We start from the raw sequence: 10,725 nt of genomic DNA, 5'->3' as shown, positions 1-10,725 counted from the left end.
CGCTGCGCGCTTTCCTGAAGCGGCGCCCGCCCGCCTGAAGCCCAGGCGCCGCCGCCCCGCCTTGCGCCGGGCGCCACCGGCGTTCTATGACGCGCCACGCCCCGCCGGGGCGAACGGTTCTGAGGCGGTGTGCCGCCATCGAGGAGGTCGCCATGGCGGCGGTGGTTGAGCGGGTGTTCTCCGGCGTGCAGCCCACGGGCAACCTGCATCTCGGCAATTATCTCGGCGCCATCAAGCGTTTCGTGGAGCTGCAGAACACCCACGACTGCATCTATTGCGTCGTCGACCTGCACGCCATCACGGTCTGGCAGGACCCCGAGGAACTGCGCCGCCACATCCGCGAGGTGACGGCCGCCTTCATCGCCTGCGGCATCGATCCCAAGGCGCATATCGTGTTCAACCAGAGCCAGGTCTCCGGCCATGCCGAGCTCGCCTGGATCTTCAACTGCGTCGCCCGCATGGGCTGGCTGAACCGCATGACGCAGTTCAAGGAGAAGGCGGGCAAGGACCGCGAGAACGCCTCGGTGGGCCTGTTCGCCTATCCGAACCTCATGGCCGCCGACATCCTGCTCTACCGCGCCACCCATGTGCCGGTGGGCGAGGACCAGAAGCAGCATCTGGAGCTGACCCGCGACATCGCCATGAAGTTCAACAACGACTTCTCGGCCTCGATCGCCGCCAACGGCCATGGCGAGGGCTACTTCCCGCTGACCGAGCCGCTGATCGCCGGTCCCGCGACGCGGGTCATGAGCCTGCGCGACGGGGCGAAGAAGATGTCGAAGTCGGACGCCTCGGACTTCTCCCGCATCAACCTCACGGACGACGCCGACGCCATCGCCACCAAGGTGCGCCGCGCCAAGACCGATCCCGAGCCGCTCCCCTCCGAGGAAGAGGGCCTGAAGGGCCGGCCGGAGGCGGACAATCTGGTGGGCATCTTCGCCGCCCTCGCCGACACCTCGAAGGGTCAGGTTCTGGCGGACTACGGCAACGCCCAGTTCTCCACCTTCAAGGGCGCGCTGGTGGACCTCGCGGTGGCGAAGCTCGGGCCCATCGGCGCCGAGATGCAGCGCCTGATGGGCGACCTCTCCGCCATCGACGCCATCCTCGCCGACGGCGCCGGCCGCGCGCGGGTGATCGCCGACGAGACGATCCGCCAGGTGAAGGATATCGTGGGCCTCGTGCGGTCCTGAGCATTCCGCGGGAGGGGGCATGGACGACGACGCCTTCACCGACGCGGAGCGCGCCGCGGTCTACCGCTGCATCGAGAGCCGGCGCGACGTGCGCCGGGAGTTCCTGCCGGACGCGATCCCGGACGCCGTGGTCGCGCGCCTGCTCGCCGCCGGCCATGCCGCGCCCTCGGTGGGCTTTCTCCAGCCCTGGAACTTCATCCTGGTGCGGCAGAAGGAAACCAAGGAGGCGCTCCATGCCGCCTTCACCCGCGCCAATGCCGAGGCGGCGGCCCTGTTCGACGGCGCGCGGGCCGACCTCTACCGATCGCTGAAGCTTGAAGGGCTGCGGGAGGCGCCGCTGCTGCTGTGCGTCACCTGCGAGCGGGGGCGGCCGGCCCGGTGGTGCTGGGGCGCACCCACCAGAGCGAGGTGGATGTCTATTCCACCGTCTGCGCGGTCGAGAACATCTGGCTCGCGGCGCGGGCGGAGAATCTGGGCGTCGGTTGGGTCTCGATCCTGTCGCTCGACGATCTGAGGGCGATCCTCGGCATTCCGGAGCACATTTTGCCGGTGGCGCTGTTGTGCATCGGCCGCGTCTCCCGCTTCGCCGGCACGCCGGATCTGGAGCGCGCCGGCTGGCGCGAGCGGCTGCCGCTCGACTCGCTGGTGTTCGCCGAGCGCTTCGGTGCGCCGTGGCAAAGCGGGCGATGAGCACCGGCGAAATCGGGTGGGCGGTGATTGCCGGCTCTGCTGGAATGCGCCAAGCTCGCTTGAAGGGAGATGCCTTGTGCTGGCGCTCGATGCCCCGCTTTCGTCCTCGCCGGCCGCGCGCCGCCTCATGACCGCGACCCCCGCGACCCCGCTGGAGATCGCCGCCAGCGATTATGACGTGGTGCGCCGGGCGGTGGCCTATATTTCGCTGCATGTGCGCCGCCAGCCGGAGGTGGAGGAGATCGCGCTCGCCGCCGGCGTTTCCGCGCGCGCCCTCACGGACCTGTTCCGCCGCTGGTGCGGGCTCACGCCCAAGGCGTTCCTGCAGGCGGTGACGCTCGACCGCGCCCGGCGCATCGTCGCCGAAAGCTCGAACGTGCTCGACGCGGCGCTGGAGTTGGGCCTGTCCGGCCCCGGGCGGCTGCACGACCTGTTCGTGGTGCACGAGGCCATGTCGCCGGGCGAGTGGAAGACCGGCGGCGCCGGCCTCCTCATCCGCTACGGCTTCCATCCCTCGCCGTTCGGCATGGCGCTGGCCATGGCGACGCCGCGCGGCCTGTGCGGTCTCGCCTTCGCCGATGCGGGGGAGGAGGCGGCGGCGCTCGCCGACATGCGCGCCCGCTGGCCCAACGCCGCCTTCGCCGAGGACCCGGCCGCCACCGCGCCGCTGGTGGCGCGCATATTCTCGGCCGGAGCCTGCCGGGACGACCAGCCGCTGCGCATCGTCTTCATCGGCACGGATTTCGAGATCCGGGTGTGGGAGACGCTGCTGCGCATCCCCATGGGCCGCGCCACCACCTATTCGTCCATAGCCGAGCACGTGGGCCGCCCCAAGGCGGCGCGGGCGGTGGGCGCGGCGGTGGGCAAGAACCCCATCTCCTTCGTGGTGCCGTGCCACCGCGTGCTGGGCAAGAGCGGCGACCTCACCGGCTATCACTGGGGTCTCACCCGCAAGCGCGCCATACTGGGCTGGGAAGCCGGCAAGCTGGAGCCGAAGGCGGGATGAGGGAAGGGCCGGGCACGGGTCGGCGCCTTTCAGCGCGCAGCCCGTCCGCGTGCGAAGTTGGCGCCTGCTACCCCACCCACCCCTTGAGCTCCCGCTCCACCACCGCCTCCAGCACCCGCATGCCCTCGGGCGTGGCGTTGAGGCAGGGGATGGCGGCGAAGTGCTCGCCGCCGTGGTGCAGGAAGATCTCTTTGTTCTCGCCGCCGATCTCCTCCAGCGTCTCCAGGCAGTCCGCCACGAAGCCGGGATTGAAGATGGCGAGCCGCTTCACGCCGCTCTCGGCCAGCGCCTTCACGGTCATGTCGGTATAAGGCTGGAGCCATTCCTCGGTGCCGAAGCGGGACTGGAAGGTGAGGCGCAGCTTCTCCTCGCTCATGCCGAGGCGATCGCGCAGCAGGCGCGCCGTCTTGGCGCACTGGCAGTGATAGGGGTCGCCCTTCAGCAGATAGGATTTCGGCACGCCGTGGAACGAGGCGAGGATCACCTCCGGCTCGAAATCGAGCGCGGCGAGGTGCTGCTCCAGCGAGGCCGCCACCTGGTCGATATAGACCGGATCGTCGTGCCAGGGCGGGGCGACGCGGATGATGGGCTGCCAGCGCATGGCTTTGAGCGCATCGAACGCCTTGTCGCAGACCGTGGCCGTAGTCGCAGCCGAATATTGCGGATAGAGCGGCACGATCAGGATGCGCTCGCAGCCCTGCGCCTGGAGCGCCGCGATGCGCTCGGCGATGGGCGGCTTGCCGTAGCGCATGGCCCAGTCGACGACGATGCGCGGATCGCGGGTGGAAAGGTGCGCGGCGAGCTTCTCGGCCTGGTCGCGGGTGATGGTCTTCAGCGGGCCTTCGTTGCGCTCATTGTTCCAGATGCTCGCATAGTCCTTGCCCTTGGGGCCGGGGCGCTTGGTGAGCACGATGGCGTTCAGCACGAACCACCACACGATGCGGTTCACCTCGATCACCCGCCGGTCGGAGAGGAACTCCTTCAGATAGGCGCGCATGGACCAGTAGTCCGTGCCCTCCGGCGTGCCGAGATTGACGATCAGAACGCCGATGCGGCCGAAGGCCACCTTCGGATGGTCCTTGGGGAAAGGGGAGGTGTCGGGCGTGAAGGCGTGCGGGCTCGTGGTCATTCGTCTCACCTCGGCCAAGCGGGGCTACCCCCATTGGGGCAAGGGGATGGGTGCGTCAATGCGGCGGGGCGCTCGGAGCTGATACGCAAGCCGGCGGCAGCCGGATGCGCGCGCCGTTGCCGCAGGCCGAAGCGCGGCCCCGGGAAAGGGGCTGGTCTTGCCGGCAGCGAACGGGGTGAGGGATGGTGGGCGCGACAGGGATCGAACCTGTGACCCCTACGATGTCAACGTAGTGCTCTCCCGCTGAGCTACGCGCCCCTCCGCAGGAGCGGCCTCTATATCGGCTCCTTTCGCCGGAGGCAAGGCGGGGAATTCAGACCGCGGTGGATGGCCGGCGCGCCGCCGGTTTGCCCCCGGCGGCGCCGGGGCGTATTGCTTTGGCCGCAAGGAGGCCCGCCATGTCGAACCCCCAGCCGACCGTCGATCCCGCCGAGGTCGCCCGCTTCGATGCGCTCGGGGCGCAGTGGTGGGACGAGAAGGGCAAGATGGCGCCGCTGCACGCCATGAACCCGGCACGCCTCGCCTTCCTGCGCGACGCGCTGGTGCGCCGCTTCGGCCGCGATCCGCGCGCGCTGCGGCCCCTGAAGGGGCTCTCGGTGCTGGACATCGGCTGCGGCGGCGGGCTCCTGAGTGAGCCGCTCGCCCGGATGGGCGCCCCAGGTGACGGGCATCGATCCCGCGCCCGGCAATGTGGACGTGGCCCGCGCGCACGCCGCCGAGGCGGGGCTCGACGTCGAATATTTCCCGGTGACCGCCGAGGAGCTTCTGGCGCGCGGCGCGCGCTTCGACGCGGTGGTGGCGCTGGAGGTGGTGGAGCACGTGGCGGACGTGGGCCTGTTCGTGCGCACCGCCGGGGCGCTGGTGGCGGCGGGCGGCGCGCTGGTGCTCTCGACCCTGAACCGCACGCCGAAGAGCTTCGCCCTCGCCATCGTGGGAGCGGAATACGTGCTGCGCTGGCTGCCGCCCGGCACGCACCGCTGGGAGAAGTTCATCACCCCGGACGAGCTGGAGGCGACGCTGGCCGGCGCCGGCTTCGCGGTGAGCGAGAAGGCCGGCATGGTCTACGACCCGCTGAAGAGCGCCTTCCGCCTGTCGTCCGACATGGACGTGAACTATTTCATGGTCGCCGAGCGGGGCTGACCGGAACGCCCGCTCAGTTCCGGTCCTCCGGCAGGACCGGCAGAGGAAACACCTCCACCTCGTCCTCGCGCAGGGCCTTCACCTCGTCCTGGGTCGCCTCGCCATAGATGGAGCGGTGCTCCAGCTCGCCTTCGTGCATCTTGCGGGCGAGGTCGGCGAAGTCCGGGCCCACATAATCGGCGTTGGAGACCACGTGGTCGCGCAGCCGCCGCAGCAGATCGGCAAGTTCGCCCTCCGGCCGGCCCATGAGCGCCATCGGTGCCGTCGGCGCCGCTGGCGCCGTGGGCGTTCCGCCCTCGCGGTCCGGCTCAGCCAAGGCAGGCGCGGCGCGCTCGCCTTTGTCGGTGCGGGCGACCGAGGGCGCCATCACCGCCTTCTCCACCGTGGTGGCGTTGCAGCTGGGGCAGGTCACGAGCCCGCGGGCGCGCTGGCTGTCATAGCTTTGGGAGGAGGGGAACCAGCTCTCGAAGGCGTGGCCGCAGGCGCAGTTCAGGGTGTAGCGGATCACGACGAGGTCCCGACCACATGCAGGTGCCCGGCCTGTCCCGGCCCGGCGACCTCGAAGCGCCGCCCATGGGTGAGCGAGGGAATGCGGGCGCGGGCCGAGGCGACCTCGGCGAGGTCGATCTCGGCCAGGATGACGCCCGGGTCTGTGCCGCCCTCGGCGATCACCCGGCCCCAGGGATCGACGATCAGCGAATGGCCGTAGGTCTCGCGCCCGTTCTCGTGGCGCCCGCCCTGGGCAGCGGCGAGCACATAGGCGCCGTTCTCGATGGCGCGGGCGCGCAGCAGCACCTGCCAATGGGCCTCGCCGGTCGGCCGCGTGAAGGCGCCGGCACCGTGAGCACCTTGGCGCCCGCCTCGGCGAGTGCCCGGTAGAGCGCGGGAAAGCGCAGGTCGTAGCAGATGGTGAGCCCGAGCGGCACCGCTCCCACCTCGGCCAGCACCGCGCGCTCGCCGGGCCGGTAGGCCGTCGATTCGCGGTAGCTCTCGCCATGGCCGAGGTCCACGTCGAACATGTGGATCTTGTCGTAGCGCGCGGTGATCTCGCCCGCGGGGTCGATCAGGAAGGCGCGGTTGACGGCCCGGTTCTCCGACACCTTGAGCGCCAGCGAGCCGATATGCAGGTGGATCTTCAGCTCGCGCGCGGTTTCGCGCAAGGCGGCGAGCGTGATGTCGTCCTCCTCCGCGGCGAGCTTGTCGAACAGCAGCGCGCGGTCGAGCTCCATCAGATTGGTGGTCTCGGGCGTCTGGACATATTGCGCGCCGGCCCGGGCCGCCTCGCGCACCAGAGCGCGCGCGGCCTCGAGGTTGGCGCCGGCCTCGCGGCCGGAGCGCATCTGCACCAGGCCCACGCGCAGGGGTGGGCGGCGTTTCGGAAGAGGTCATTGAGCGATCTCTCGATGGGCAGGGCGCCCGCGCCGGCCGCAGCCGCCCCGGGCGTGTCCCCCCATGACTAGCCCATGTCGGCGGACCGTGTCACGGCACCGCAGGCTGTCGCGACGCGGTCGGCGCTCAGGCGGCCATCAGCGGGTCGAGCTTGCCGGCCTCTTCGAGCGCGTAGAGGTCGTCGCAGCCGCCCACATGGGTGTCGCCGATGAAGATCTGCGGCACGGTGGTGCGTCCACTCGCGCGGCGGCTCATCTCCTGCTGGCCTTCGGCGTCGGTGGTGACGTCGATCTCGGTGAAGGTCCAGCCTTTGCGGCGCAACAGCTCCTTTGCCGCATGGCAATAGGGGCAGTAGCTCTTGGTGTAGATGACGATGGGTTTCATGGGGTGCACAGGGGTCTCGCGATGACGGGCGAATGCCGTCACGAAAGCGTCGCATCATAGGGATTCAGGTTGTTTCCACAACCCGTGCGAAGGTCAGAGCGTCCACACGCGCGGCGCCGGCACGGCGGAGCGCCTGGGCGCAGGCGTCCAGCGTCGCTCCCGTCGTGTAGACGTCATCGATGATCACCACCCGCGCGCCGGCGACCGCGGATGCTGCGGTGCGTCGAACGGCAAAGGCGCCCGCCACATTGGCGCGCCGCTGCGTCCGCGAGAGCGCCGTCTGGGAGGGCGTGCGGCGGGTGCGCTCGAGCACGTCGACCCGGGCCGAAACGCCGCTGTCGCGGGCGATGTGCCGCGCCAGCAGCGCCGCCTGGTTGAAGCGCCGCCGCCACAGCCGGAGCGGGTGCAGCGGCACCGGCACCAGCATCTGCGCGCCCGCCAGAAGCTCGCTTCCCGCCTGCCGCATGAGCCGGGCCATGGGCCGCGCCAGATCGAGGCGGTCGGCATATTTGAGGTTGTGAACCAGGTCGCGGGCAACACCCTCGAACAGCACCGCCGCCCGGGCCCGGTCGAAGGCAGGCGGGTCGGAGCGGCGGCGGCGGAGAGGGTGGCGCCGGCATCATAGGCGAAGGGGGCGCCGGTGCGCTCGCAATAGGGGCGGGTGACAAACGCCATGGTGCCCCAGCAGGCGCCGCACAGCCCATTGGCGGCGCCGGTGACGGCGCCGCAGGAGATGCAGGTAGGCGGCAGAGCGAGCCCGAGCAGCCCGTCCCCCAGCCGGCGCAAGGCCCCGGCGGCGCGTGCGAATTGCGACGGCGACAGGTCCATGGCCGCCCCCTCCCGCGACAACCATGGGTGGAAACGCGGCGGCTGTAAAGACGCGGGGCAGGCGGAAGCCGGGGCGCCGGCTTCCGCGCCGCCTCAATGGGCGCGGTGCTGCGGCAGGGCAGCCGCGCCCCAGGCGCGGATCGAGGCCCAGATGCGCCGGTCGAGCTGGAACCGGTCCACCGGCACCGAGGCGCCGAGCGCCTTCACCCGGCACAGGCCGACGCCGGACCACTGGAAGCCGCACTTCTCCAGCACCCGGCGCGAGGCGGGATTGACCACCCGCGCGGCGCCGATGAGCTGCTCGGTGGGGGTCTCGGAAAAGGCGTAGTCGATCACGGCGCGCACCGCCTCGGTGGCGATGCCGAGGCCCCAGAAGGGTTCGCCGATCCAGTAGCCGATCTCCGGGGCGGGCTCGGGCGGGCGCCGGCCGAAGGAGCACATGCCGGCGAAGGCGAGATCGCCCTCCCGCTTCAGGAACACGGCGAAGGTGGCGGCATCCGGGGCGGCGCCGAGCGTCTCGACGAAGGCGCGGGCGTCGGAGGCGCGGTAGGGATAGGGCAGGTTCGCGGTCATCTCCGCGATCTTGCGGTTGTTGGCAAGCTCGGCCACGGCGGCGACGTCCTCGATGCGCGGGGCGCGGAGCACCAGCCGCTCGGTCTCGAGGACGGGGATACAGCTTTCCGCGAGCGGTGCTCCGGGCGTGGTCTCGATGGTCGTCATGGCGGGCTCCTGTCGACGTCGGTGCGACAAAACGAAAGACCGGGAAGGCGTGCCGCCTCCCCGGTCTTTCGGGAGCCCAGTTGCGCGATGCGCGGTCCGGGTCAGGCTCCCCCCGGTTCGACGACACCGGCGGGACCCTGCATTTTCAGGTCTCGCCGCTTACTCGGCCGCCTCGGCGGCGGCGGGAATGACGGATACGTAGGTTCGGTCGTTGGATTTGGTGCGGAACTCGACCTTGCCTTGAACCAGAGCGAACAGAGTATGGTCGCGGCCCATGCCCACATTGAGGCCGGGATGCCACTTGGTGCCGCGCTGGCGCACGATGATGTTGCCGGCGATCACGTCCTGGCCGCCGAAGCGCTTGACGCCGAGGCGCTTGCTCTCGGAATCGCGACCGTTGCGCGAGGAGCCGCCTGCCTTTTTATGAGCCATCTTGCTCTCCTAAGTCTCGTTTTCAGGCCTCGTCCGCGGCCGATGGGCCGGCGCGGCCTCTGGGGAAAAGATGCGGCTCAGGCGCCGCGGATCTCGGTGATGCGCACGGTGGTCAGCTCGGCGCGGAAGCCGCGCTTGCGGCGCGAATTCTGCCGGCGGCGCTTCTTGAAGGCGATCACCTTGTCGCCCCGGCCCTGCTCCACCACCTCGGCGGTCACGGCGGCGCCGTCCACCAGAGGCGCACCGACGACGACGCTCTCGCCGCCGAGCATGAGGACGGGGAAGGTGACGGAGGCGCCGGCCTCGGCCTCGATCTTGTCTACCGTGATGACGTCGTTGGCGGCGACGCGGTACTGCTTGCCGCCCGTCTTGATGACCGCGAACATTCTTGTCTCGCTCTGTTCCGCCGCGCCTCGAAGGGCGGGCTTCTTCCGGTCGGAAATTTCAGGGATGCGGGCGCAAGCGCCCACGCGAAGGGCGCTCCTTAGCCGAAATGGCGCCGGAAGGCAATGCAAGCACGGCGCGGGCGCGATTTTCCGCTGTGCGGCGGCGCGAATGTGTCTAATTCGGCGGGACCGCCGCCGTCAAACCTGCCGAAGTCCAGCCGCAGCCCGGTCCCCACGAGGTCCACCCGAAGTCCGCCCGTTCCACCCAAGTCCCGTGCCCCCAGTTCTGGAGAGCCTGAATGCACGACAAGGAATCGACGATGCCCGCCGGCATCCCGGTGATCCGCACCATCGCCATGCCGGCCGACACCAACCCCAACGGCGACATCTTCGGCGGCTGGCTGATGTCGCAGATGGACCTCGCCGCCGGCAACGTGGCCGCCCGCCGGGCGCGGGGGCGCACCGCGACGGTGGCGGTGGAGGCCATGAGCTTCATCTCCCCCGTGGCGGTGGGCGACGAGGTGAGCCTGTTCGCCGACATCGTGAAGGAGGGCCGCACGTCGCTGCGCATCGAGGTGGAGGCCTGGCGGCGCGCCCGCGCGAGCGAGGAGACCATGAAGGTGACGGAGGCGGTGTTCACCTTCGTCGCCATCGACGAGAGCGGCCGCCCGCGCCCTTGCCGCCGGCGGCGTGAGCATGCCTCAGCCGGAGCGCCACCATGTGGTTGGTCGTAGCGCGGGACCGCCGGGTGCGCCGCGCGGTGATGGCGACGCCATCGCGCGCGGCGGCGATGCGCACCACCTCGCCATAGCCCGAGGTGGCGACGAAGGTGCCGGCCTCCGGCCCCGCCGCGAGGCCGCAGCCGTCGTTCAGCGGCACGAAGCCGAGATAGCGCCCGTCCGCCTGCCACACCGACACCCGGCCGCCGCGCGGGCTGGCGCAGGCGACGAAGCGGCCCGAGCGGTCATAGGCCACCGAGCCCACATAGCCGCGCAGCGCGCGCCATTCGTTCTCGGGCGCATCGAACGGCGTCACCGCTCCCGAAGCGGCGATGGAGAACAATAGCGGGCGCGCCACCCCATCCTTCAGCAGATCCTGCGCCGCCACCACGGTGCCGCCGCGCCCGTCCCGGTCGAGATGGCGCAGGGACAGGCTGGCGAGATCGGCGGAGAGCCGGCCCTCGCCCATCGCGGCGCCGGTGACGGGATGAAGCAGGGTGATGCTCGAACCGGTCGCCTCGGCGTCGCGCGCCTCGGGCGTGTTGGGCTCGAAGCCGCCATTGGCGATCACCAGCGCCGCGCCGGAGCGCATCAGATCGTGCGGGCCGTCGCCGCCGCTCGCCCATTCGGCGACCGATCTCGAAGCCCGGCATCCGGCCCGCCGCACGGCGACCACACCGCGCCCCATGGTGGGCACCGCGCCGCCCGCCGG

Annotated in this window: 10 protein-coding genes, 1 tRNA gene and 5 pseudogenes; 6 read left to right on the top strand and 10 right to left on the bottom strand. The window is 70.7% G+C overall.

The annotated features are described in order from the left end of the window. Nucleotides 1-152: 152 nt before the first annotated feature. The 4 genes and pseudogenes from trpS (at nucleotide 153) to AC2W7M_RS12110 (ending at nucleotide 2,886) form a co-directional block, all read left to right on the top strand. Entirely contained in the window at nucleotides 153-1,190 is a 1,038-nt protein-coding gene (gene trpS / locus AC2W7M_RS12125) for a tryptophan--tRNA ligase (protein ID WP_486132577.1), read from the top strand. Between the two features lie 19 nt (nucleotides 1,191-1,209). Beyond that, nucleotides 1,210-1,703, top strand: a pseudogene (gene bluB, locus AC2W7M_RS12120) (5,6-dimethylbenzimidazole synthase); the annotation flags it as partial. A gap of 30 nt (nucleotides 1,704-1,733) precedes the next feature. Beyond that, complete coding sequence (locus tag AC2W7M_RS12115) at nucleotides 1,734-1,880, top strand: hypothetical protein (RefSeq protein WP_486132579.1); 147 nt, start codon at nucleotides 1,734-1,736, stop codon at nucleotides 1,878-1,880. Between the two features lie 127 nt (nucleotides 1,881-2,007). After that, nucleotides 2,008-2,886 carry a methylated-DNA--[protein]-cysteine S-methyltransferase gene (locus AC2W7M_RS12110; protein ID WP_486132578.1) on the top strand — a complete coding sequence of 293 codons (879 nt, stop codon included), beginning with the start codon at nucleotides 2,008-2,010 and terminating at the stop codon, nucleotides 2,884-2,886. Between the two features lie 67 nt (nucleotides 2,887-2,953). Here AC2W7M_RS12110 and hemH read toward each other — a convergent pair whose 3' ends face one another. Both hemH and AC2W7M_RS12100 read right to left on the bottom strand, forming a co-directional pair. Next, entirely contained in the window at nucleotides 2,954-4,015 is a 1,062-nt protein-coding gene (hemH, locus tag AC2W7M_RS12105) for a ferrochelatase (RefSeq protein WP_486132576.1), read from the bottom strand. Nucleotides 4,016-4,198: 183 nt separating this feature from the next. After that, nucleotides 4,199-4,273, bottom strand: a tRNA-Val gene (locus AC2W7M_RS12100). Nucleotides 4,274-4,413: 140 nt separating this feature from the next. On the opposite strand from AC2W7M_RS12100, the pseudogene ubiG reads away from it, so the two are divergent. After that, nucleotides 4,414-5,155 (top strand): annotated as a pseudogene (gene ubiG, locus AC2W7M_RS12095) (bifunctional 2-polyprenyl-6-hydroxyphenol methylase/3-demethylubiquinol 3-O-methyltransferase UbiG). A 13-nt stretch (nucleotides 5,156-5,168) separates the two neighbouring features. Here ubiG and AC2W7M_RS12090 read toward each other — a convergent pair. The 7 genes and pseudogenes from AC2W7M_RS12090 to rplU form a co-directional block, all read right to left on the bottom strand. Continuing rightward, the gene (locus AC2W7M_RS12090) at nucleotides 5,169-5,663 is read right to left on the bottom strand and encodes a DUF1178 family protein (protein ID WP_486132575.1); all 495 of its coding nucleotides are present in this window, start codon (nucleotides 5,661-5,663) and stop codon (nucleotides 5,169-5,171) included. Next, nucleotides 5,660-6,495: pseudogene (locus AC2W7M_RS12085) on the bottom strand (carbon-nitrogen hydrolase family protein). The gene AC2W7M_RS12090 and the pseudogene AC2W7M_RS12085 overlap by 4 nt, the downstream one beginning before the upstream one ends. Nucleotides 6,496-6,670: 175 nt before the next feature. Continuing rightward, nucleotides 6,671-6,928 (bottom strand): glutaredoxin 3, encoded by a 258-nt coding sequence (gene grxC / locus AC2W7M_RS12080; protein ID WP_486132574.1) that lies wholly within the window; start codon nucleotides 6,926-6,928, stop codon nucleotides 6,671-6,673. 64 nt (nucleotides 6,929-6,992) lie between these two features. Further along, nucleotides 6,993-7,756, bottom strand: a pseudogene (locus AC2W7M_RS12075) (ComF family protein). A 93-nt stretch (nucleotides 7,757-7,849) separates the two neighbouring features. Further along, complete coding sequence (locus AC2W7M_RS12070) at nucleotides 7,850-8,476, bottom strand: GNAT family N-acetyltransferase (RefSeq protein WP_121621679.1); 627 nt, start codon at nucleotides 8,474-8,476, stop codon at nucleotides 7,850-7,852. 159 nt (nucleotides 8,477-8,635) lie between these two features. Next, nucleotides 8,636-8,908 carry a 50S ribosomal protein L27 gene (gene rpmA / locus AC2W7M_RS12065; RefSeq protein WP_394017881.1) on the bottom strand — a complete coding sequence of 91 codons (273 nt, stop codon included), beginning with the start codon at nucleotides 8,906-8,908 and terminating at the stop codon, nucleotides 8,636-8,638. Nucleotides 8,909-8,997: 89 nt separating this feature from the next. Further along, a pseudogene (gene rplU, locus AC2W7M_RS12060) lies at nucleotides 8,998-9,294 on the bottom strand (50S ribosomal protein L21); the annotation flags it as partial. Between the two features lie 299 nt (nucleotides 9,295-9,593). Here rplU and AC2W7M_RS12055 point away from each other — a divergent pair. Then, nucleotides 9,594-10,028 (top strand): acyl-CoA thioesterase, encoded by a 435-nt coding sequence (locus AC2W7M_RS12055; RefSeq protein ID WP_486132573.1) that lies wholly within the window; start codon nucleotides 9,594-9,596, stop codon nucleotides 10,026-10,028. Here AC2W7M_RS12055 and AC2W7M_RS12050 read toward each other — a convergent pair. Then, nucleotides 9,931-10,725: DUF1513 domain-containing protein (locus tag AC2W7M_RS12050; RefSeq protein WP_486132572.1), on the bottom strand; the 795-nt coding region annotated here is incomplete at its 5' end. The genes AC2W7M_RS12055 and AC2W7M_RS12050 overlap by 98 nt on opposite strands.

The organism is Xanthobacter sp. BG11Y11_SDJG, from assembly GCF_057364445.1.
This window is presented reverse-complemented; position numbering and strand designations above follow the sequence as displayed.

Excerpts from the sequence above, each read along its gene's own strand:
- AC2W7M_RS12110 (WP_486132578.1), top strand. The coding sequence starts at position 2,008 with ATGACCGCGACCCCCGCGACCCCGCTGGAGATCGCCGCCAGCGATTAT.
- hemH (WP_486132576.1), bottom strand. The coding sequence starts at position 4,015 with ATGACCACGAGCCCGCACGCCTTCACGCCCGACACCTCCCCTTTCCCC.
- trpS (WP_486132577.1), top strand. The coding sequence starts at position 153 with ATGGCGGCGGTGGTTGAGCGGGTGTTCTCCGGCGTGCAGCCCACGGGC.
- grxC (WP_486132574.1), bottom strand. The coding sequence starts at position 6,928 with ATGAAACCCATCGTCATCTACACCAAGAGCTACTGCCCCTATTGCCAT.
- AC2W7M_RS12055 (WP_486132573.1), top strand. The coding sequence starts at position 9,594 with ATGCACGACAAGGAATCGACGATGCCCGCCGGCATCCCGGTGATCCGC.
- AC2W7M_RS12070 (WP_121621679.1), bottom strand. The coding sequence starts at position 8,476 with ATGACGACCATCGAGACCACGCCCGGAGCACCGCTCGCGGAAAGCTGT.
- rpmA (WP_394017881.1), bottom strand. The coding sequence starts at position 8,908 with ATGGCTCATAAAAAGGCAGGCGGCTCCTCGCGCAACGGTCGCGATTCC.